At 33.1% G+C, this 22305-nt stretch carries 28 protein-coding genes; 15 read left to right on the top strand and 13 right to left on the bottom strand.

Features of this window, described 5'->3' with window-relative positions; translation table 11 throughout:
* Positions 1-110: 110 nt before the first annotated feature.
* From HCJ45_RS00610 to HCJ45_RS00595, 4 genes are all read left to right on the top strand, one after another.
* Complete coding sequence (locus tag HCJ45_RS00610) at positions 111-506, top strand: helix-turn-helix domain-containing protein (RefSeq protein WP_187123711.1); 396 nt, start codon at positions 111-113, stop codon at positions 504-506.
* 79 nt (positions 507-585) lie between these two features.
* Positions 586-1725, top strand: a complete 1140-nt coding sequence (locus HCJ45_RS00605; RefSeq protein ID WP_185349490.1) for a PrsW family glutamic-type intramembrane protease — start codon at positions 586-588, stop codon at positions 1723-1725.
* Positions 1726-1887: 162 nt separating this feature from the next.
* Complete coding sequence (gene proB / locus HCJ45_RS00600; protein ID WP_185349492.1) at positions 1888-2709, top strand: glutamate 5-kinase; 822 nt, start codon at positions 1888-1890, stop codon at positions 2707-2709.
* Positions 2702-3949, top strand: coding sequence for a glutamate-5-semialdehyde dehydrogenase (locus HCJ45_RS00595; protein WP_187123710.1), 1248 nt, complete (start codon positions 2702-2704; stop codon positions 3947-3949). The genes proB and HCJ45_RS00595 overlap by 8 nt, the downstream gene beginning before the upstream one ends.
* A 21-nt stretch (positions 3950-3970) precedes the next feature.
* Here HCJ45_RS00595 and HCJ45_RS00590 read toward each other — a convergent pair whose 3' ends face one another.
* A complete protein-coding gene (locus HCJ45_RS00590) occupies positions 3971-4897 on the bottom strand; it encodes an alpha/beta fold hydrolase (RefSeq protein ID WP_187123709.1) in 927 nt (308 codons plus the stop codon).
* A 188-nt stretch (positions 4898-5085) separates the two neighbouring features.
* On the opposite strand from HCJ45_RS00590, the gene HCJ45_RS00585 reads away from it, so the two are divergent.
* The gene (locus HCJ45_RS00585) at positions 5086-5550 is read left to right on the top strand and encodes a hypothetical protein (RefSeq protein WP_185349498.1); all 465 of its coding nucleotides are present in this window, start codon (positions 5086-5088) and stop codon (positions 5548-5550) included.
* A 37-nt stretch (positions 5551-5587) separates the two neighbouring features.
* Here HCJ45_RS00585 and HCJ45_RS00580 read toward each other — a convergent pair whose 3' ends face one another.
* The gene (locus HCJ45_RS00580) at positions 5588-6049 is read right to left on the bottom strand and encodes an NUDIX hydrolase (protein WP_187123708.1); all 462 of its coding nucleotides are present in this window, start codon (positions 6047-6049) and stop codon (positions 5588-5590) included.
* Positions 6050-6165: 116 nt separating this feature from the next.
* Here HCJ45_RS00580 and treP point away from each other — a divergent pair, with 116 nt between their 5' ends.
* Positions 6166-7650 carry a PTS system trehalose-specific EIIBC component gene (gene treP, locus HCJ45_RS00575; RefSeq protein ID WP_187123707.1) on the top strand — a complete coding sequence of 495 codons (1485 nt, stop codon included), beginning with the start codon at positions 6166-6168 and terminating at the stop codon, positions 7648-7650.
* Between the two features lie 18 nt (positions 7651-7668).
* Complete coding sequence (gene treC / locus HCJ45_RS00570) at positions 7669-9312, top strand: alpha,alpha-phosphotrehalase (RefSeq protein ID WP_187123706.1); 1644 nt, start codon at positions 7669-7671, stop codon at positions 9310-9312.
* Between the two features lie 29 nt (positions 9313-9341).
* Here treC and treR read toward each other — a convergent pair whose 3' ends face one another.
* Positions 9342-10058 (bottom strand): trehalose operon repressor, encoded by a 717-nt coding sequence (gene treR / locus HCJ45_RS00565; RefSeq protein WP_185349512.1) that lies wholly within the window; start codon positions 10056-10058, stop codon positions 9342-9344.
* A gap of 148 nt (positions 10059-10206) precedes the next feature.
* On the opposite strand from treR, the gene HCJ45_RS00560 reads away from it, so the two are divergent.
* From HCJ45_RS00560 to HCJ45_RS00550, 3 genes are all read left to right on the top strand, one after another.
* Positions 10207-10344 carry a hypothetical protein gene (locus HCJ45_RS00560; protein WP_185349514.1) on the top strand — a complete coding sequence of 46 codons (138 nt, stop codon included), beginning with the start codon at positions 10207-10209 and terminating at the stop codon, positions 10342-10344.
* A 328-nt stretch (positions 10345-10672) separates the two neighbouring features.
* On the top strand, positions 10673-11518 hold the full coding sequence (locus tag HCJ45_RS00555) for a YitT family protein (RefSeq protein WP_185349617.1): 846 nt from the start codon (positions 10673-10675) through the stop codon (positions 11516-11518).
* A 64-nt stretch (positions 11519-11582) separates the two neighbouring features.
* Positions 11583-11774 carry a hypothetical protein gene (locus HCJ45_RS00550; RefSeq protein ID WP_185349619.1) on the top strand — a complete coding sequence of 64 codons (192 nt, stop codon included), beginning with the start codon at positions 11583-11585 and terminating at the stop codon, positions 11772-11774.
* Positions 11775-11818: 44 nt separating this feature from the next.
* Here HCJ45_RS00550 and HCJ45_RS00545 read toward each other — a convergent pair whose 3' ends face one another.
* Positions 11819-12478, bottom strand: coding sequence for a Crp/Fnr family transcriptional regulator (locus HCJ45_RS00545; protein WP_187123705.1), 660 nt, complete (start codon positions 12476-12478; stop codon positions 11819-11821).
* A 204-nt stretch (positions 12479-12682) separates the two neighbouring features.
* On the opposite strand from HCJ45_RS00545, the gene HCJ45_RS00540 reads away from it, so the two are divergent.
* Positions 12683-13888, top strand: a complete 1206-nt coding sequence (locus HCJ45_RS00540) for an MFS transporter (RefSeq protein ID WP_187123704.1) — start codon at positions 12683-12685, stop codon at positions 13886-13888.
* On the top strand, positions 13885-14136 hold the full coding sequence (locus HCJ45_RS00535) for a hypothetical protein (protein WP_187123703.1): 252 nt from the start codon (positions 13885-13887) through the stop codon (positions 14134-14136). The genes HCJ45_RS00540 and HCJ45_RS00535 overlap by 4 nt, the downstream gene beginning before the upstream one ends.
* Positions 14137-14177: 41 nt before the next feature.
* Here the strand turns inward: HCJ45_RS00535 and HCJ45_RS00530 are convergent, their stop codons facing one another.
* From HCJ45_RS00530 to HCJ45_RS00520, 3 genes are all read right to left on the bottom strand, one after another.
* Complete coding sequence (locus HCJ45_RS00530) at positions 14178-14654, bottom strand: NUDIX hydrolase (RefSeq protein ID WP_187123949.1); 477 nt, start codon at positions 14652-14654, stop codon at positions 14178-14180.
* Positions 14655-14807: 153 nt separating this feature from the next.
* A complete protein-coding gene (locus HCJ45_RS00525) occupies positions 14808-15071 on the bottom strand; it encodes a DUF3116 family protein (RefSeq protein WP_187123702.1) in 264 nt (87 codons plus the stop codon).
* A gap of 24 nt (positions 15072-15095) precedes the next feature.
* Positions 15096-16508 carry a DEAD/DEAH box helicase gene (locus tag HCJ45_RS00520; RefSeq protein WP_187123701.1) on the bottom strand — a complete coding sequence of 471 codons (1413 nt, stop codon included), beginning with the start codon at positions 16506-16508 and terminating at the stop codon, positions 15096-15098.
* Between the two features lie 124 nt (positions 16509-16632).
* On the opposite strand from HCJ45_RS00520, the gene HCJ45_RS00515 reads away from it, so the two are divergent.
* A complete protein-coding gene (locus HCJ45_RS00515) occupies positions 16633-16893 on the top strand; it encodes a hypothetical protein (RefSeq protein WP_187123700.1) in 261 nt (86 codons plus the stop codon).
* A 44-nt stretch (positions 16894-16937) separates the two neighbouring features.
* On the opposite strand, the gene HCJ45_RS00510 is transcribed toward HCJ45_RS00515, so the two are convergent.
* On the bottom strand, positions 16938-17549 hold the full coding sequence (locus tag HCJ45_RS00510; RefSeq protein WP_187123699.1) for a histidine phosphatase family protein: 612 nt from the start codon (positions 17547-17549) through the stop codon (positions 16938-16940).
* Positions 17550-17713: 164 nt separating this feature from the next.
* On the opposite strand from HCJ45_RS00510, the gene HCJ45_RS00505 reads away from it, so the two are divergent.
* Together HCJ45_RS00505 and HCJ45_RS00500 are read left to right on the top strand one after the other, a co-directional pair.
* Positions 17714-18121, top strand: coding sequence for a VOC family protein (locus tag HCJ45_RS00505; RefSeq protein WP_185349524.1), 408 nt, complete (start codon positions 17714-17716; stop codon positions 18119-18121).
* Positions 18122-18236: 115 nt separating this feature from the next.
* Positions 18237-18830: a YdeI/OmpD-associated family protein gene (locus HCJ45_RS00500; protein ID WP_187123698.1), complete on the top strand. Its 594-nt coding sequence runs from the start codon at positions 18237-18239 to the stop codon at positions 18828-18830.
* A 55-nt stretch (positions 18831-18885) separates the two neighbouring features.
* Here HCJ45_RS00500 and HCJ45_RS00495 read toward each other — a convergent pair whose 3' ends face one another.
* The 5 genes from HCJ45_RS00495 to HCJ45_RS00475 all read right to left on the bottom strand — a co-directional run bounded on the left by HCJ45_RS00495 (position 18886) and on the right by HCJ45_RS00475 (position 22303).
* Positions 18886-19506: a hypothetical protein gene (locus HCJ45_RS00495; RefSeq protein WP_187123697.1), complete on the bottom strand. Its 621-nt coding sequence runs from the start codon at positions 19504-19506 to the stop codon at positions 18886-18888.
* A 22-nt stretch (positions 19507-19528) separates the two neighbouring features.
* Positions 19529-20053: a matrixin family metalloprotease gene (locus tag HCJ45_RS00490; RefSeq protein WP_185349518.1), complete on the bottom strand. Its 525-nt coding sequence runs from the start codon at positions 20051-20053 to the stop codon at positions 19529-19531.
* A gap of 690 nt (positions 20054-20743) precedes the next feature.
* A complete protein-coding gene (locus HCJ45_RS00485; RefSeq protein WP_187123696.1) occupies positions 20744-21073 on the bottom strand; it encodes a hypothetical protein in 330 nt (109 codons plus the stop codon).
* A 356-nt stretch (positions 21074-21429) separates the two neighbouring features.
* On the bottom strand, positions 21430-21771 hold the full coding sequence (locus HCJ45_RS00480) for an immunity protein Imm33 domain-containing protein (protein WP_187123695.1): 342 nt from the start codon (positions 21769-21771) through the stop codon (positions 21430-21432).
* Positions 21758-22303 carry an ankyrin repeat domain-containing protein gene (locus HCJ45_RS00475; protein WP_187123694.1) on the bottom strand — a complete coding sequence of 182 codons (546 nt, stop codon included), beginning with the start codon at positions 22301-22303 and terminating at the stop codon, positions 21758-21760. The genes HCJ45_RS00480 and HCJ45_RS00475 overlap by 14 nt, the downstream gene beginning before the upstream one ends.
* Positions 22304-22305: the final 2 nt, after the last annotated feature.

The following is a 22305-nucleotide window of genomic DNA, read 5'->3' as shown; positions in this document are numbered from 1 at the left end:
AATAATACCAACTCGGTAAGGGTATGTCAATTGCAAAATAATTCGTTTTGTGTTAAATTATAGCTAAATTGAGTAAGATATTGTATAATCGAACAAAAAGGAGTGAAACAATGCCAAATTTAAGTAATAGACTTACACTGCTCAGAGAAAAACAAGGCTGGTCGAAAGCAGAAACAGCTAGAAGACTTGGTTTAAAAGCACCATCTACTTACGGCAATTGGGAATATGGTATTCGCGAACCAGATTTGGAAATGGTCACACAAATTGCCACACTCTATGATGTTAGTGTTGATTATTTACTAGGGCAACATAGCTTACCGACGTATGCGCCTAGTGAACTTGAGAGTGAAAAAGAAATTGCAAAAAGGATCATGAAAATTAGTGAAGATTTAAAATATGAAGATGACTTAAAGTTTGACGGTCAACCTTTAACAGATAAAACTACACATTATCTAGCTGACTCCCTTGATTTTATTTACGAGCAAGCAAAAAAATTAAATAATTAATTGCTAATTTTTGTTTAACATCTTTTATTATCGGGAATAATTAAAGTTGTAAAAATAAAATACAAAGGGGGAGTTTCATTTGTCAGAATGGTACTTCAAAAAGAATGAACAGAAAGTTGGACCTTTTACTAATCTAGAGATGGTTACTCTGTACAAAAAAAAGGAAATCAACGACACTACCTTAGTTCAAAAATCCCCTCATCCAGAGTGGGTAGCCTTTAAACAAACAGAATTGCACCAACGTGTTCAAAGCCGCGGGAATTCAGAATTAAAAATTGGAGACTTATTTTCGTCTGTTTTCAAAAAACACACTAAAGAAGAAGGAGAAAAAGTATTTATCGCTGGGACAAAATATACCACTCCAGCAACTAGTGACATTCCGCATACTTGGCCACATCCATGGGTATTTGCAAGAGTGTTCTTAGTTTTAATCATCACTTATTTCTTACTTCTTGCATGTACATATTTATTTGATAATAGCAATACTATCCCTGGTCTTATGGTGATTGGTTCATTCGCTGTACCATTTTCTGTGTTACTATTCTTTTTTGAAACGAATGCACCTCGTAATATTAGTGTTTTTGATGTTGTTCGCATGTTCTTTATCGGAGGAGTAGCAGCATTAGTTGCAACACTTATTATTTATTCGATTATTCCAGTTGGTAAATTGAATTATTTTAATGCTCTTTTAGTTGGTTTTATTGAAGAAACTGGAAAAATGATTATTGTAGCACTATTCATTCGCTCATTAAATTCTAAATATATTTTAAATGGTTTACTAATTGGAGCAGCTGTTGGCGCTGGATTTGCTGCCTTTGAATCGCTCGGTTATGCATTTAATTATAGTGTGGATGCTGCATTTTTATTTAAAGATATTCATATTGCTGGCGAAACAATGATTAATGTGATTTTCAGTCGTGGCTGGCAGTCTATCGGTGGTCATGTGGTTTGGGCAGCAATAACTGGGGCAGCGCTTGTTATTGCTAAAGGAGACCAAAAACTAGGTATGCAACATATCTTTACTGGTACATTCTGGAAATTATTTATAATCCCGATTTTACTTCATTTTGTATGGGATTGTCCGTTAAACCCACTTCCAGCAATTGCATTTAAACAAATTGTGTTAATTATCATTGTTTGGTTTGTTATTTTACAGCTAATTAGTAGAGGGCTAAAACAAGTATCTGCTATATCCGCTGCAAGTAAAACAGCTAAATAATTTTAAAGAGTGCTAAGAATAATACCTTCTTAGCACTCTTTTTATATGCATTTTTAAGAAATGAAGCTAGGTATTCTGCTTTTAAAACGATAACTAATGTAGACATATCCCGATTTTCATGTAAAATAGAAGTATTATCTATTTAGCAGAGGGGTCATAGAAATGCGCGAATCTTTGAAAAATAGCAAGCGATTAGTAATTAAAGTTGGTACAAGTACATTGATGTATGAAAATGGCCATATTAATTTACGCACGATTGAAAAATTAGCAATGGTTTTATCTGATTTACGAAATGAAGGAAAAGAAGTAATTCTCGTTTCTTCTGGTGCAATTGGCGTTGGCTGTCACAAATTGCAACTCCCGGTTAGACCAGTTACTATTCCAGAACAGCAAGCAGTTGCTTCCGTTGGTCAAAGCGAGTTAATGCATATTTATAGTAAATTTTTTGGTGAATATGGACAAGTGGTTGGACAAGTTTTGCTTACTCGTGATGTGACCGACTTTCCTATTAGTCGTGAAAATGTGATGAATACACTAGAAAGTCTTTTAAACAGCGGGATTATCCCCATTGTTAATGAAAATGATACCGTGGCTGTAGAGGAACTTGAGCATGTTACAAAATACGGTGATAATGACCTCCTTTCTGCAATCGTAGCTAAGTTAGTTAAAGCGGATTTACTTATTATGTTATCTGATATTGATGGTTTTTACGAAACGAACCCATCAACAAATCCAGATGCAGTTATGTTTTCAGAAATAAAACAAATTACCCCTGAAATGGAAACACTTGCTGGAGGAAAAGGATCAGAATTTGGGACTGGTGGTATGTTAACAAAACTTTCAGCTGCTTCCTACTGCATCAATGCTGGTCAAAAAATGATTTTAACCAATGGAAAAAATCCTGCCATTATTTTTGATATTATGCAAGGCAAATCAATTGGAACACTATTCGCTAGCCCAAAGGAGGAATATTCGCATGACTGAACTCATAAAGAAAGGCATGGCTGCAAAAGAAGCTGCAACATTTTTAGCACAGGCTAGTACAAAAGAAAAAAATACAGCGCTACTGCAATTAAGTACCGATTTGCTAAAAAACAAAGCCAAACTCCTTCAAGAAAATGAGAAAGATATTACCCAGGCGCGGCAAAAAGGAACACCAGAAACGATGATTGATAGATTACGTTTAACTGAGGAACGTATCAAGGAAATAGCAGATGCTGTTCAGCAAGTAGTAACGCTTAGTGATCCTATTGGTGAAGTAATCCATATGTGGAAAAATGAAGCAGAATTAACAATTGGAAAAACAAGAGTCCCACTTGGTGTTATAGGGATTATTTATGAATCTCGGCCAAATGTCACTGTGGATGCTTCTGCGCTTTGTTTTAAAACTGGTAATGCTGTTATTCTACGTGGTGGAAGCGATGCAATAAACTCCAATACAGCTTTAATGTCTGTTATTCAAGATTCTATTGAGTCATCAGGTTTCCCGCGCGCTAGTGTCCAATTAATTGAAGATACCTCAAGAGAAACAGCTCGAGATATGATGCGCCTTAATCGTTTTTTAGATGTACTTATCCCGCGCGGAGGAGCTAAATTAATTCAAACTGTTCTTGAAAATGCTACAGTTCCTGTGATTGAGACTGGTACTGGAAATTGTCATATATATGTAGATAAAAGCGCTGAACAACAAATGGCAATTGATATTTTAGTAAATGCAAAATGTTCTCGTCCTTCTGTATGTAATTCTGCTGAAACTTTACTCATTCATCGTGATGTTGCTGAGAAATTTTTACCAGAAATGGAAGCCGAACTAAATAAATATCAAGTAGAACTACGAGCTGATGAAAGAGCTAGAGCAATCTTAACTGATGCCAAAGTAGCAACAGAATCTGACTGGGAAGATGAGTTTTTAGACTTTATTTTAGCTATAAAAGTAGTTGATTCCGCTGATGAGGCAATTGCGCACATTAATAAATATGGTACCAAACATTCAGAAGCAATAGTTTCAAATGATTATGCGACTGGCCAATCGTTCCACCAAAAAGTTGATGCTGCTGCTGTTTATATCAACGCTTCTACTCGCTTTACTGACGGTTTTGCAATGGGATTTGGTGCAGAAATTGGTATTAGCACACAAAAACTTCATGCACGTGGTCCTATGGGATTAGCAGAACTAACATCTACTAAATATATCATTTTTGGAGATGGACAAATTAGAAATTAAAAACAAAGAGCAGCCTAACAACTAGACTGCTCTTTGTTTTATTTTATTGTTCATCCAATTTATTACGTCTTGAAAAACAATTTCTTTACAAAGTTCATTTACCAATTCATGTCGAGCATTTTCATATATTTTGTATGTTACATCTTCTACTCCTGCTTTTTCAAAGGCTAAAGCAATTTTGGGTATGTCTTTTCCAAAATGTCCCACTGGATCGTCACTTCCTGATAGTAATAATATCGGCAATGTTTTGGGCACATTTTGATATGTTTCTGTTTGTTGACTAATTTTCACTGCTTCAAACAGACTATGAAAGAAACCTGTTGTTCCAATGACAGGACCACAGAATGGATCTTCTTCATATGCATTATAACTAGATACATCTCTTGTAAGCCAACTGAAACGATGATTTTCATTAAATGGTTTATTATATCCCCAAAATGCCAACTTATTGAGAAAGCCGCTTCGTTTCATTGCATCTTTTTTAATTCGCTTCGCTGTAATGAGTTGCCCCATCTTTAGTAATACATCTGGTTGCAAACCGCTACCTGAAAAAATTACTCCATCTGCTTCATATTTTGCAACAAAATTTCTCATTAAAAAACTCCCCATACTATGTGAAAATATAAAATAAGTTAACTCTGGATAAGTTTTCATTAAATAGTCTTTTACCATTACTTCATCTTCTAGCATATTTTTAAAACCTGATTCCCCGTCTAAATGACCTAAGTCAGATTCGTCTATAGCAGATTTACCAAAACCACGATGATCATCGGCAACTGCTATATAACCAGCTTGATTTAAACGTTCTGCAAATAGGCTATATCTTGCACCATGCTCAGCCATTCCATGAACAATTTGAACAATGCCGACTGGATTTTCTACTTTATCCCATATATGTAAATGCAAATTCAATCCATCAGCTGCTTTTAATTTTATTTCTTTATACATAAGTCTTCCCCCCAGCTCATCTTATATTTAGTATAACATCGAGGATTTATTTTCACTATTCGAAGCAATTATATTAGGACTTTTGTATAACTAGTTAAAAAGTTACAGTTCCAACTATTCATTTACATGGATAAGATTGTTCACATAATCACAATATGGTATACTATTTCCATAAGGAGATGACACACATGGATAACTGTTTAGCGCAATTACAAATGTATGATTATTTACTAAAAAAATACCGTAATAAAGAAATTTTCCCAGAAACTAAAATGATTGTCGAAATTGATGGAAAACTTTGGACTGGTGATTTTTTACAGCTAGATGACTGTCACATTATTGAAATTGATTGGGAAGATACAAGATTTACCAGAATAGAACGTACAAAAGATGCAATCAATGATGAATTTAATGAAAAAGTAACTAACTCTAATGTTAATGTTAGTGAAAACCGCATTGATTCCAAAATTGGTAGTCTAAAAAATATCGAGATTTTATATCAAGAGATTGGTAGCTTCGTCAGACAAGTAGAAAGTTCTACTACCACCTTAAAACCATTACTTTATAATGCTTACTGCTTGGATACAAGAGTTAAATTACCATTTTTAGATATTAGTAAAAAAGAAATTACACTTGTTTCTTTAACAAAATAAACGTAAAAACCACGAAAATCAAATTTCGTGGTTTTTTTTATGTAAGCTGTTCAATATGTTTCATCTGATTTGGTTCCATTTGTTGTAATTCAGTAGCAAGAAACGCTGGTAATAGTACTAGATTATCCAACTGATTTAGATTAAACCATTTAAACATTAACTCATATGGCTGATCTCCAAACTGTCCAAATGCTTCTGTTCTTACAAATGATTCTTTTTCAATTAAAAGACTTTTCGGTAATAATTCAACCTGATAGTAAAACTCCACACTATCGATTTTATTTCCCCGATAGAAAAACTGATTTTCCGCAATGATTTTTAATTCCTTAATTTCGACCGCTTCACCTAATTCTTCCATCATTTCTCGGATTAACCCCTCTTTTGTAGATTCTTCCTCCACCGCTCCACCTGGAAGTGTCCAATAATTTTCATTTTGAGCTGAATGTAGTAAAATTTTGTCTTTATGCTGTATAATTGCCGCCGTTCTAATATGTTTCATTAAATTCACCTCTTCTTTTTTATTTTATCATAGAAAAAGTGGTTGCGCTTTCAATTTTTTTATAGTATAGTAATGGCGAACAACTTGTATATACAAGTTAAAAAGGAGGAAGTTTTATGGTTGACTATCAAAAAGATGCAAAAACGCTCTTAGATTTAATTGGTGGTAAAGAAAATATTTCATCCGTTACGCATTGCGCTACAAGGATGCGCTTCGTTTTACACAATCCAGATAATGCGAATATTGAAGCAATTGAAGACATTCCAGCTGTAAAAGGGACATTTACACAGGCTGGGCAATTTCAAGTAATTATTGGTAATGATGTTGCTATTTTTTATAATGAATTTTCAAAAATTAGTGGTATTGAAGGCGTTAATAAAGATGATGCCAAAGTAGATGCAAAGAAAAATATGAGTTTACTGCAAAGAATGCTTGCTGGTCTAGCAGAAATCTTCACTCCATTAATTCCAGCTATTGTGGTTGGGGGACTAATTTTAGGTTTTCGCAATGTTATTGGTGATATTAAATTTTTAGAAGAAGGTACAAAAACAATTGTAGATGTTTATCCATTTTGGGCTGGTGTTTATAGCTTCTTATGGCTTATAGGTGAAGCCGTATTTCATTTCTTACCTGTTGGAATTACATGGTCTATTGCAAAGAAAATGGGAACAACACAAATTCTCGGGATTGTACTTGGTTTAACACTTGTTTCCCCGCAATTACTTAATGCCTACAGTGTTGTTGAGACAAAAGCTGGCGATATTCCAGTTTGGGATTTTGGCTTTGCTCAAGTACAAATGATTGGTTATCAAGCTCAAGTTATACCAGCAATTATGGCTGGATTTATGTTGGCCTATCTTGAAATTTGGCTACGGAAATTTATTCCAAATGCAATTTCGATGATATTTGTTCCGTTTTTTGCGCTCGTACCCACCGTTCTAGCGGCTCACGTCATCCTTGGACCAATTGGTTGGAAAATTGGTGATGCCATCTCGGACGTAGTATATGCGGGATTAACTGGTGGGCTAAGCTGGCTATTCGCTGCTTTATTTGGCTTCTTATATGCGCCTCTAGTCGTCACTGGTTTGCATCATATGACAAATGCGATTGATTTACAACTTATGAGCCAATTTGGTGGTACCAATCTCTGGCCAATGATCGCTCTCTCTAATATTGCGCAAGGTTCTGCAGTTTTAGCAGTAATTTTCTTACATCGTGGCAATAAAAAAGAAGAACAAGTCTCCATTCCAGCGACTATCTCCTGCTATCTTGGTGTAACTGAACCTGCCATGTTTGGGATTAATTTAAAATATTTATATCCCTTTGTAGCTGCAATGATAGGGTCTTCGATTGCTGCCGTTGTTTCAGTTTCAAGTGGTGTAATGGCCAATTCTATTGGTGTCGGTGGGATTCCAGGTATTCTATCAATTAATCCAAAATATTTTACAATTTTTGCATTCTGTATGTTGATTACGATAGTTGTTCCATTTATCCTTACTATATTATTCCGCAAATATAATATTCTAAATAAAGTAGATACTGAGCCAATTCGTACTTTTGGTAAAAATGAGTATCGGAAAACAGCAAAAACAACCAACTAAAAAGTGAGGCATTTCTTTATGAAAAATTTTTCTCAAAAAACAATTTATCAAGTATATCCGAAATCTTTCTACGATACTGATGGCGATGGGATTGGTGATATTCCAGGTATTACAGCAAAACTTGATTATTTACAACAATTGGGGATAGAAATGATTTGGATTAATCCTTTCTACCCCTCTCCTCAAAATGATAATGGTTATGATATAGCAGACTATACTGCAGTTGATCCACTGTTTGGTTCAATGAATGATATCACAACATTAATTTCTGAAGCTAAAAAAAGAAATATTGGCATTATGATAGATTTAGTACTAAATCATACGTCAACAGAACATATTTGGTTTCAAAAAGCACTAGATGGGGATCCTTATTATCGAGATTTTTATTTTTTCCGTCAAGGTAAGTTAAATGGCTCCCCTCCTACAAACTGGGAATCTAAATTTGGAGGCAGTGCATGGGAAAAATTGCCTGATACGACAGACTATTACTTGCACTTATATGATGTCACACAAGCAGATTTAAATTGGGCTAATCCAAATGTACGAAAAGCATTATATGATGTAGTTAATTTTTGGATAGATAAAGGTGTCGAAGGTTTTCGATTAGATGTGCTTAATGTTATTGCAAAACCTAAATTTTTAGAGGATGATTTTGAAGGTGATGGACGTCGTTTCTATACTGATGGACCAGGTATTCATAATTATTTAAAAGAATTAAATCAAGCTACTTTTGGCGAAAAACCGATTATTACAGTTGGTGAAATGTCATCCACCGATATTGATAATTGTGTTCGTTACAGTAATCCAGCAGAAAAAGAACTATCCATGGTCTTTCATTTCCATCATCTAAAAGTGGATTACCCGAATGGTGAAAAATGGCGTTTAGCTGAAGTTGATTTTACAAGTTTAAAAGCGATTTTCCATACTTGGCAAGTCGCCATGTCTAAAGAAAATGGTTGGGATGCACTATTTTGGAATAATCATGATCAACCGAGAGCGCTTGGACGTTTTGTTTCGGATGATCCTAAATATAGCTATCATTCGGCTACCCTACTTGCAGCGACTATTCACTTTATGAGGGGAACTCCTTTTATTTATATGGGAGAGGAAATCGGGATGATGAATCCGAAATTTGCTACTATAGATGAATATGTAGATATTGAAACGCTAAACCATTTTGATATTCTGCGAGAACAAGGATTTAGTGAAACAGAAGTAATGTCCATTATTAAGGAGCGCTCGAGAGATAATAGTCGAACACCTATGCAATGGGATACCACTAAAAATGCTGGTTTTACTACTGGAATTCCTTGGCTAAAAGTAGCTGATAATGCAAAAAAAATAAACGTTAAGGAAGCACTAATTAATAAAGCAAGTATCTTTTATTTCTATCAAAAATTAATTGCTTTGCGTAAAAAACACTCTGTTATTCAAACTGGCGATTATACACCAGCGTTTACAAATGAAGAGAATATTATTGCTTACACGCGATCAACTGATGGAGCTACATTACTTTCCATTCACTACTTTGGAACAAGTAAAAAAACCATAGTTATCCCGAACGAATTTTTAAACGCTCAGATTTTACTTTCAAACTATCACCGAACAGAAATCACTCCAATAATGGAACTTTCTCCTTATGAAACATTAACATTGCTTTAATAAAAAAACCGAGAGATTTTCTCGGTTTTTTATCGTCTACGTGCAAAATCAATAAAGCGAAACTTGTCCATTCGGTGCCGTGATTCTGTATATTGAAATAGTGTTGTATCTTTTAAAAACACCGTGCTTTTCACAACTACAACATGCGTATCACCATGCAAAGCTAAATATTTTTTATCATTCGCATTCAATGGTTCCACTGTAATCTCTTTTTGCGCATAACTGATTTCATAGCCCTTTTCATTCTCTAAATACTGGTATAACGAATCTTCTAAAATGTTAGTTGCAATTGGCTCAGTTTCTCCACCTAGTAAATAATCATAGTCTAATATGGTCGCCTCTTCTTCTAAATATCTAACTCTAAGAATCTCCAGACATTTAGTATCCTTAGGAAGGCCAGCAAAATCAGCTATCTGACTTGGCAAAGTTGTTTGCTTGTTTTTTATGACTTTTGTGGTGGCATTCATATGCTCTGATTTTTGTAATTCTTTAAAACTTGTGAGACCAGAAACTGGAAATGAATAACGCTCACGATCAAGTACAACAGACCCTTTTCCTTGAAGTTTCTGAATGCACCCATTTTCGAGTAATAAAACCAATGCTTTTCTAATCGTTTCACGAGATACCGAAAAGCGCTTGGCTAGAACATTTTCACTAGGTAGTAATGTTCCTGCTGGGTATACACCAGATGTAATATCTTGTTCTAGTTCTAGATAAATATCAAAAAATTTATTTTTCTTATTCAAATTAACTCACCCAACGTAATTGTAGCACATTTATTATTAATTGTAACCGAAATTCATTAACTCACTTTATTACCAAAATCACGTGAAATTTGGTACACTATGAGTAGACAGTTTTGTTCAAGTGTTTGAATAAAAGGAGGTAATTTTTTTGACTAAAGTTATTTTAACTATTATCGCAATTATCGTTCCAGCATTTTTAGGATTTTTATTTGCTTATCAAATTTATAAGAAAAAAACTACCACTTATATGCCACTTAAAAATGAATTTGTGCACTGGGCAAAGTAAGCGTGAGTTAAGGGGGGAAACAAAATGAAAAAAGCAGCAAGCGAAAAACCACTAGTCATTAAAATCGTTATTAGCGTTCTAATAGGTTTATTTTTACTTAATTTAATGCCATTTTTAGCTATATTTGGCTAACTTTTTTTCTTCAAACTGCTTGAAGGTCGTTATTTTTTATGTTATATTTTAAATTGTGTTGAAATGAATAGCAATTTTTTATGGTGAGACAATTAATGACAGGGATGTCAGTTAATGCTTTTTTTATAAAAAGACTCCAGAGTGCCTATTTGGTGGTATTCTTGGGTCTTTTTTTGTGTGGAAAGGAGAAATGTAAATGAAAAAGAAAACAGGTTGGAACATTGCAAAAATTATCGTGGGAGCACTGATTTTCTCGCTTGCAGTCAATGTCTTTGCGATTCCGAATAATCTTGGTGAAGGCGGGGTTACGGGACTAACGATGATGCTTTATTACTTATTCGATTGGACACCAGCTATAACAACGCTAATATTTAATGGTATTTTACTTATTATTGGTTATAAATTTTTGGACCGCATGACAATCGTTTGGACAATTGTTGCCATCAGCTTTACCTCACTATTTCTACATTTTTCGGAACCCCTTGCCTTTGTTGCAAATCAGACAATCGTAGCTGCAATTTTTGCTGGGATTATGATGGGACTTGGTATGGGACTTATTATGAACGGTGGTGGAACAACTGCTGGGAGTGCTATTTTAGCGAAAATTGCTAATAAATATCTTGGTTGGAATACAAGTTATGCATTACTTTTCTTTGATTTAATTGTCGTTATTCCTTCTGTATTTGTTATTGGTTTTGAAAACATGTTATTTACAGTGGTTTCCCTCTATATCTCAACAAAAGTACTTGATTTCATTTTAGAAGGCTATAATCCAAAGAAATCTGTTACAATTATTTCTGACCATTATGAAGATATTGCAGCAGAAATTGATGCAAACTTAGAACGCGGAATTACATTATTCAATGGCCAAGGTTTTTATATGCGTCAAGATAAAAAAATTCTTTATATTGTAATTAGTCGCGATCAACTTCTCCCCCTTACAAAAATCGTTAATAAATATGATGAAAAAGCTTTCTTTATAATAAACGATGTACAAAGTGTGGTTGGCGAAGGATTTACAAAACAAATTACTAGTGAATAATGTCGTTTAGCAAAACTTATGATACAATGATGAAGAAATTATTCTAATTAAGTGAGGCGTCCTTATGAAAATATCTAAACCGGCGTATTGTTTTTTACTTGTTGTTGGCTTGGTTTTTGTTTTTTTAGGGCTATCAAATATCGGCATTTCGATTTTCTGGGATTTTAGTGACTGGGAGAATTTGATGGTTGGCTTTTTATTAATAATCATCGGAATAGTTACATTAAAAATCCGCTATACGAAAAAAAAGGGCTAGAAAAGCACTGCAAGCAATTTGTAGTGCTTTTCTAATACCTTCTTTTAAAAAATGACGTTTTCTTGGATAACTTCAATTTTTTTTATAATAATATAGCGATTTTTCATTGTAATAACCCCTTCTGCTTTTAATTGCTGAAAAATACGATTAACGCTGCTAGCTGAATTTATCCCGCAAAAATGACCAATTTCTTCGTTACTAACTAAAAAGTCTATCAAAAATTGATTTTCTGCTATTTCAACACCAAATAAAGTATATAACTCATATAATTGAGTGCAAATTGCGCCTAATTTTCCATTCATCAACATTTGTTGCATTTTTTTTATAGATTGTAATAATCTTGTCCGGTAATAATCTTTTACATAAAACTGCAAATCTTTATCCTGATTGACATCACGCCAAAACCGAACTCTATCCACTTGGTAAAGCTCCGCGCTATCTGATTCAACCCGAATATTAAATGGTGCATTAGCAAACTGGGAATATTCATCTTTTAATAGGGAAACAATGTCCATTTTATTGATATATCCTAAATTAAATTCCCGACCATCTCTTGAAATAATGCTGGTTTTAATAATGCCTTTTTTTAATATGTAAACGTAGGAATCTTCAAGGCCTTCATATGTTAAATATTTTCGTTTTTTCCTAGTAATCACTTGGAAGTCATTGGAGCTAACATAGTTGTTTAGAATGTCATGATCCATTTCTCCCCCTCCTTTTCGTCTTTTTCTCCAAACGCCCTACTAATCATACAAAATAATATTACCATTTTTTTCAACATATGTTATATATATTTGTCTATATCAGAAAGATTTAACAAATTAAAAAGTACATTACAATAAAATCACCTATAATATGGCTTGTTGCTAAGATAAATAGCAAATTACAAGTAGAGAGGGATTTTATTTATGAAAGAAAAACTATTTAATAAGGGTTTTATACTGATTACCTTGATTAATTTCGTTGTGTATCTTGTATATTATTTACTAATGGTTATTATCGCTGTGATTGCCCAGGAAGAATTAAATGCATCACTTGCTGAGGCAGGCTTTGCTTCTGGCATCTATATTATTGGCACATTATTGGCACGATTATATATGGGGAAAAAGCTAGAGTTGTTTGGGCGAAAACAAGTCTTAAGATATGGGATTATTTTTTTCTTAATAACTACGATGGCTTACATATATATGCCGACTATTGGGGTAATGTTCTTTATTCGTTTTTTAAATGGCTTTGCGTACGGAACAACATCGACTGCCACCAACGCGATTGTAACAGCTTATATTCCGAATTCTAGAAATGGGGAAGGAATTAATTATTATGGTCTTAGTACAAGCTTAGCCGCTGCTATTGGACCGTTTATTGGGATGATTTTATTAAGCAACACTAGTTTTTATACTATTATTATTTTTTCTACAGTTATTGTCTTTTTAACAACTATTTTATGTTTTTCCCTTCCAATTAAAAATATCGAATTAACATCAGAACATAAGAAAGCTTTACAAACTTGGACTGTAAAAAGTTTTATCGAGTACAAAGTGATTCCTATAACTTTCATTGCCTTTTTAATGGGGATTTCTTATTCAAGTGTGCTTACTTTCTTAGCTTCTTATGCAAAAGAAATTAATTTAGTTAGCGCTGGTACTTTTTTCTTTGTAGTTTATGCATTAGTCATTACTTTCACAAGACCCATGTCTGGAAAAATTTTTGATGCTAAAGGGGAAAAATATGTAATGTATCCTAGTTACCTATTTTTAGCAGTTGGTTTAGTTGTTCTTAGTATGAGTTCTTCTAGTTTAGTTTTATTAATTTCTGGCGGGTTGATTGGACTCGGTTATGGTACTTTTATGTCTAATGGACAAGCAGTTTGTTTAAAAGTTTGTGAACCACATCGAATTGGAATTGGGCTTTCTACTTATTTTATTGGGCTTGATTTAGGTTTAGGAATTGGTCCATATATTTTGGGAGAAATTCATCATGTTTTATCTTTTCAAGGCATTTATATTATCGCTGGGGCTATTGCCTTTGCTTGTATCTTTATTTATATGTATTTATCTAGAAATAATAAGGCTGTTAAAAGCGAAGAACGATTACAAAGGAGTGAAAAAGTATGAATACGAATAAATTATTGTTAATTACTGCTGCCGGATATATTATAGGAACACGAAATTTGGAAATAGAGGCCAAACAATCCATTCATTTAACGGATGTTTCGATCAACAACCCCTCCCAACAACTTGTCGACTACTTTGAAAGTCTAGAAATTGCAAAAGAACAAATTATTGGACATAAAAATTTATCAGCCTATGATGCCCAAAATTTACTTAGCAGATGGCAAACTAATTATTTTACAACTTCATAAGAAAAAAAAGCATTGCGCTTCTGATATGGCGCAATGCTTATTTATAAGGTTTTATGATTAATTTGTAATAAGGTGTGTCCTTGATAATTAGTTGTGATTTCTATTTGTTTAGTTTCTACTGGAGTATGTTGAATTATGTATGGAAGATTATTCACAATTCCCGTATTTTCAGGATTTAAAATCCAATCTATTTTTTTAAAATCTAGAATTCCTTCTTCTGTAGCTTTTGGAGTAGTATACAAATAATCATCTGGAAGATTCGCGATAAATAAATGCATTCCTCCAAGATTTGTATCATCTGCAAACCATTTCATTACCCCAATATCACGAATTTGATAATCGGATGAAGGTATACCCGTTTCTTCGGTAATTTCTCGTTTAATCGACTGTAGTAATGTTTCTTCTTGCTCTATCTTTCCTCCCACGCCATTCCAACTTCCCATCCAAGGAGATTTTTGTCTATTAAGTAATAATATTTCATCCCCTCGCTTTATAAAACAAAGCGTATATCGGTACATCATTTCACCTGCATTTTCATTTTTCTATCATTATAGCATAAAAATAACAGCATCCGCTTTTAGTAGGGAGACGGATGCTGTCAGGTGAGATATGATTTTGAAAAAAAGGTTACTTTTAATATACCGAATAAATATGAATAGATTATGAACAAACTATGAAGATTCATTTTTTATTTTTTGCAGTAAAAAGTCTCCTTGTTTGGTAATGCTATAATACTTTTGTTGAAGGTTATTCTTATCACGCTGGATAAAACCGTGAAATTCCAACCAATAGGTGCAGTAGAGAAGCTCATTTCGAGTAGCATCTCCAACGATGTCATTTTCCAAGAAATTAATGGTTAATGATTTTATATTATAGGCTGGATTTTTAACGATATTTAACACCATAAAAATAAGATCATTTCTAGGTCTTTCCATGCCAGCAACCTTCTTTTCATTAAATTATCGTTTTCTTGCCTCATTCACTTTTAGCCTCCTGCCCTTTACTTTACGTGAGCGCATCATTTCAAGCACAGCAGGACCTTTTCCGTTGAGAATTTCTACAAATGAAACTTGATCTTCTATAGTTATAATTCCAATATCTTCTGATGTGATTCCATCCAACTTGGAAATGGTACCTACAAAATCTACCGCCCGAATTTTTTTCTTTTTCCCACCATTAAAATAAAGTTTCATGATATTTTTATTTAATTTTTCGCCACGAGCTTTTTTGATGGTTGGACGTTTTTGTTGTTTTTTGCGGAATGCTTCTTCACTTGCTTTTACTTCGATAACGGTTGGCTTGCGTTTCTTTTCAATCGTGATATTTAACATAGATTCAATATCTCTAAGCAAGGGATTTTCGTTTGTTTTGACAAAACTGATTGCTTTGCCACTATTTCCTGCGCGACCAGTACGACCAATTCGGTGCACATAATTTTCTTTTTCGATTGGTAAATCATAGTTAATTACTAGCGTCACATTTTCCACATCAATGCCTCGACCTGCTACATCTGTGGCAATTAAAAAGCGCGATTTACCGCTTTTAAAATCATTCAGTGCACGAAAACGGTCCTCTTGTCGTAAACCCCCATGGATTTTAGCTGTATTTACTTGAAGTAAGTCACTTAGTTCATCTACTTGATTTTTGGTATTACAAAAAATAATGGCGCTATCCGGATTTTCAGTAATTAAAACGTCTTGAAGTGTTTTTTCTTTATTGTCAGTTTGCATTTCCATATGGATAATCAGATTTGCTTTTTCGGAAGCAATTTCAATAACAGTGGGATTGACTTGATAACGTTCAATTAACGCTTGCATTTCTTCTGGTAATGTAGCGGAGAAAAATAGATTTTGGCGTTTGCTAGGTAAAAATTGAAGAATATCCTCTACTTGATCTATAAAGCCCATACTAAGCATTTCATCTACTTCATCTAGTACTAAATGTGTCACCTTATCAACTTTAAGTGATCCTTTTTCAATATGATCTAATAATCGTCCTGGTGTTCCAACTACAATATGATTTTTTTGACTTAATTCTAGTTTTTGTTTAGCAAATGGTGATTGTCCATAAATTGCGGCTGCTTTAATTCGTTTAAATCTACCAATATTAGTACATTCTGTTTTTACTTGCATGGCAAGCTCTCTTGTCGGCACAATAATTAAAGCTTGAGGTTTATTTTCTTCCCAAATAACTTGGTCAGAAAGTGGAATTGCAAATGCAGCTGTTTTTCCGCTTCCGGTTTGTGATTTTGCGACAATGTCTTTACCTGTTAATGCTACAGGGATTACTTCTTTTTGAACAGGGGTCGCTTCTTTATATCCTAGCTCATTAATTGCTCGTTTAATTTCTTCACTTAACTTTAACTTATTCATGTCAGTCCTCATTTCCTCATCCCATCATATCATATTTAGACATCAAGGATAATACAAATTGTTTGAACTTCTTGCTTTTTTCCTCTAAAATGAACTATAAGCCCCCAAAATAAGGAGGAAAATGATGAATTTAGAGGATTTAAAGAATAAAGTAACGGAGTCATTGCCACTGGAAAATTTAGGACAACTGACAGAAGATGCAACTACTAAAGCTTCTGAACTCGGCGAGCAAGCAACTAATGTAACCGAAAATCTACAAGATAAAGCTACCAATATTACAGAGACCTTGCAAGATCAAGCAGGTGGTCTCACAGAAAACTTGCAAGATACTGCAAATGAACTAACTGGTGGTTTTTTGGATAAGATAAAGAATTTATTTCAATAAAAATAGCCTCTTATTAGAACCAATTTCTAATAAGAGGCTATTTTTTAAGTTGTGACTGTTTTAACTGCCTCGATATGTGTTGCGTTCTCAAAATCATGATTGATAAAGTTAACAAGACTAAATGCGCCATTTTCATATTCGAATTTTAAAATACACCCGTTTTTTAACCCACTTATTTTGCCAATCTTACTTGTGTTCTCCCAGTAACGAGCAAATTGCGCACATGCCGCTCCATGAGAAACAGCAAAAATCACTTCATGCTCCCCTTGACTCATAATACTCTCTATCGTCGTAACTATTCGATTTTGAAAGTCTTTTTCTCGTTCCCCGCCATATGCTGCAAAAAAGTCCCCGTATGGCAGTGCTGGATTTAAATCTTCACTTTCTCCTTCAAATGTTCCAAAATTCCACTCTTTTAACCCTTTTAATCTTATGTAATCCATTTTTGTGACTAATTCTAAAGTGTCTGAAGCTCTTTCTGATGTGGAACTATAGGCTTTATCAAACTGAATATTATTTTCTTGAAAGTAGCTTCCCGCTATTTTGGCTTGTTTGATTCCAAGTTCTGTCAGCGGGGCATCACAAAAGCCTTGAATTTTTTTTCGTTCATTAAATAATGTTTGTCCATGACGCATTAAATATAATGTTTTTTTCATACAATTCCCTCCAAAATATAGCTTATTTATAGTCTATCACCCTGAAGTAACTCCAAGTCAAGTAAATGATTATCTTAACTTTTCCTCTTTTCAATCGTATCTGCTATAATAAAAGCACTTAAATAATTCTTACTTAAACGAATATAAATCGAGGAGGAGTTCCAATGGTTTTAAATGTTTATTTAACTTTCAGGACACAATCCAAAGAGGCTATTACGTTTTATGAAGAGGTTTTTGGGACTAAATGCATGGATTTAAAGACATACGGTGAAGTTCATCCAGAAAACGAACCTATTGATGACGAATTAAAAGATTTAGTTATGAATGCTAGTTTGCTCATTGATGGTGTAAAAGTAATGTTTTCGGATATTCCCAAATCGATGCCACTCACTTTTGGTGATAATATTACCTTAGTGATTGACACAACTGACGAAATGCGACTAACCAAGCAATTTAACCAACTTGCTGAAGGCGGTACGGTCACTATGCCGCTTGCCAAAACTTTTTGGTCAGATAAATATGGGCAGGTTACTGATCGTTTTGGTACTGGATGGCAATTTAATTTATCTTAATATTAGCCACTTTCTTCTCAGCAAATTTGCACGAGGGGTTCTTATTAAGGTAAACTAACACATACCAAAAAATAATTTTTAACATGATAATCAACAGAAACGAGGTAATTCTTAGATGGCAAAAACTGAATTAAATCCAAAAGTAGATTCATTACTTAACAAACCAAGTAATTGGCAAGCTGAATTTAAAGCGTTACGAGCAATTGCAATTGAATTTGAACTAACAGAAGAGTTTAAATGGGGCAAACCTTGCTATGCTTTAAATGGTGGTAATATCTTTCTTATTCATGGTTTTAACGAGTATTGCGCTCTTTTATTTATGAAAGGAGCTCTTCTACGCGATCCCGATAATATTTTAATTCAACAAACTGAAAATGTACAAGCAGCCAGACAAATCAGATTTACCAACCTTCAACAAATTTTAGATATGAAGGATACTTTAAAAAGTTACATTCAAAATGCAATTGAAGTGGAGGCAGCTGGATTAAAAGTGGAAGTGAAACAAGATAGAACATTTCCTATTCCTGAAGAACTTCAAGCAAGATTTGATGAATTGCCTGCCTTTAAAGAAGCTTTTGAAGCACTCACACCTGGACGTCAAAGAGCATACTTGTTATTTTTTGCAGCTCCAAAGCAATCTAAAACACGGATTTCTCGGATTGAAAAATATCAAGAGCAAATATTCGATGGTTTAGGGCTTAAAGATTAAATTTTAATAAGCGTCGATAGGAGCCTTTTGAAGTTCTCCCATCAACGCTTATTTTTTAGTTATTTTCTTCGTTTATTTCCTCTTTATATTCATCTAATGCATCGGCTTGTACATCATTAATTTCTTTTTCTGTTTCACCACTTTCACCAAACAATTCCGTTTCTTTCTCACTATCAATATTCATTTTTCCAAAATTAACGCCTAATGGAATATAATATTTGTTCTCTACTTCATAGGATAAAAATAGCATATAAGTTTCATTGATTTCCATTTTTTCATAGCCAGCTACATGATAAGTAGTATTGGTTTTTTTATCATAACCTTCATTTTCATAAATTGGGATAATGGAATCTTCTACTATATTTTGCGTGGTTGCATCTTTAATTACTTGCGATACTCTGAAATCAGACATTCTATACACATTTAAAATATCTCCTTCTTCGCTACGTTTCACTTCGGAATCACCTTGTTTATCAAGTTTACCGATAACAATCAGATCACTAGCGTTTGTCAACTCTTCTTCTGTAGAATAACCATCAATTTTAGCTTCTACTGAAATTTCCTTAGGTTTAGCAGAAACGGTAGATGGTTTCATTTTTTGATAAGTGATATACCCCCCTACACTTAGTAAAAAAACGGCGATTATACTAATAATAGTTATTTTTTTCTTCATCATAAACATCATCCACTCTTTCTATTTAATATTTTACATTTATACCTTTTTTATCATCTGATAAAGGATATGCTTTTCCATTAAATTTCGTTTTTCGCATAACGGAAATTGAATTATTTTTAGCTTGAGTATGTGATAATCCAATTGCATGCCCTACTTCATGGACTACTGTTTCTTTTTTATTTGCATCACTAGCTTTTTTAAATGCAGCATAATAGACAATACTTGAACTTCTTTTAGTCTTGTAATACGTCGTAGCATAGGTTCCATTACTTTCACTACTATACGAATTGGTAATAATAACTCCGAATGGACCTGAACATTTCACTAATTTCACCGGGCTGCCAGAATAGTTCCATTTTGTTGCATAATTCATATAGCCCTCCATTTTTTGTTTTACAATAGATGAATTATTAAAATAACTAATAAATTTAGGATTAGTTGCTTTTTGACCGTTTAGAATATAGGCCTCCCCTTCCACTGGATTTAACAGCACTGCACACATAGAAAAAACAGCGAACAAAATAAACACAAATTTCCTTTTTAGCATTTCTTAGTTGCCTCCTTTTTTTAAAATAATAAAGAGCAGGTAAACTCGATATTGTTTTCAAAAAAATTGTAACATCCTAGCTTTATGTATAACCCAAAATGTAAAGAAGCAAGATATTCTTATTTTATTTGATTAAAAAGATGGCTAATTTAAGAAAGTTTTTATTTTCGCTTGTCTATGAAATGGATTTTCCCACTCTAAATATTCTTCATTTGAGTCATTACTTACAATTTATGCACAGCTATATTAGATTGTCACAAAAAGTTCATTTCTGAATCATATTTATGCCCATTTTCATATTAAATACGGCAATTTAACTATTATTTTTAATAAAAAAGGAAAATAAATAATGTATATGTATGTATATTTATGAGGTGCTATCTGAGAGAAAAATTATAATTCAACTTCCATTCTATGCATAAAAAAACCCGCCAATCAGCGGGTTAAAATTATCATCCTACAAACTTTATAACTTCTATGTCTTTATCCATTTGAATAATCCTTATCAACTAAATTATAGCTTCTTTATTTAGCTCAATAGTTATTTATCAAATCTAACAAAAACCAGAAACAAAAATCTACTTAAACAATTTTCGTTTCTGCTCTCTATCTTTCAAGTCCTATATTTTTCTCTTTTCATTATAACCAAATTATATCTCAAAAAGATATTCTGTGTTTTTCAAAGTATTATTAACTATTAAATTTTTTTGATTTTCGTACTGGTCTTTTCTCTCCACCTAAGAGTATTGCAAGTATCAAGAATATATATGGATGAGTTAATAAAAGCACTTCAAATGCTCCTATGCCTTGAGATATTAATCCTATTTCATCTACCATGTAGAAGTAATTCAGTTCGTATACAAATAGAACTACTAGAGAAAAAAATGTTAGTCCTATTAAAGCTTTTCCTGCTAAAGTAAATTTATATTGTTCTAATACCAAAGCAAATATTGATTCAAACACCCCTATAATAATGAGTAAATAAATAAACATATACCATGTAGTAAAAATCTGTCCCATAATTTGTTATACTCCTTCAAATATTTTATTCTGGATTACAACTATATTATTGCCATCGCAGCACTCCATGTTATATTTCTTCATAAAACTCAATTCCTCTATCTAAATTTAACCGCTATTTTTAATACTTTAATCTCCTGTATAACGTTTGTTTTATCAGTATTTCATCGTTAGCTCCTTTCTTGGTTAGTAGTTCTACTATTACATTGAAATCGCTTACTTTTCAAACAAATTAATTATTTTTCACAATATAAGCGATTTTCTAACTTTTTTTCGTCTTTTTTTATATAAAATGATATTTATTTCTGTATGAAAAACCCCACAAAATTTTGTGGGGGTTACTTTTATAACAATTATTACTGGTTTAATATTGTTTCTATCGTTGTTGTTTTTTCGGTAACTAAATCATAAAATCCTATATGCACATTTTCTTCATATAACCATTCTATATCTGTTCCATAAGGAGCGCTAAAAATTTCAGCCATAACAGGAACAATCCGAAATAATGATTCTGCATTTAAAATTTTAAAGTTACTCGCCTCACTTACATATTCTTGATTATCAATAATAGAATATAATGTCCAACCATTCAGTTGTGGGATAGCACTTTTTTCTCGATAACTAAAATGAACTGGTTGTCCGCTTATAATATTATTAGAAACAACAAATCCACCATATTCACTATTATTTATTTTCATCTTCAAACTCCTTTACAATATCAATAAATCCATTCCGCCAACTATATTCTCTCGCATAATCTAAACAAGATTTCCCAAAATTATCCTTATGGTTGTAATCTGACTTCACTTTTAATAAATACTTGAGTAGTGGCTGTATTTCTTCGGTTGGAAATTTATTTAATGTAATGACATATTTCAATGGGATCGCTCCGTATTTATCTTTATGATTTACATCAACGCCTGCCTGCACTAATAAAGCGGATGCTTCCAACATATAATTTGTATCTGGACGCCAATTACAAAAATATAATAAATGGAGTGGATTCCGTCCTTCTTTACGTGTCGTTACATTCACATCTGCATTATTTGCTAATAATGTTTTGATAATTCTTAACTTACCTTCTGGACTCTTACAATTTGCTACTGACATTCCTAATAAAGTTAAATCTAAACTTTTACTATACATATTAACATTATTCTTATCAAAAAATGATAAAAAACCTTCATAGCTTCCTTCTCTTACTGCATCAAATATATCTATAATTCTCATTT

It is taken from the genome of Listeria immobilis, from assembly GCF_014322845.1.
Classification (GTDB): domain Bacteria; phylum Bacillota; class Bacilli; order Lactobacillales; family Listeriaceae; genus Listeria; species Listeria immobilis.
This window is presented reverse-complemented; position numbering and strand designations above follow the sequence as displayed.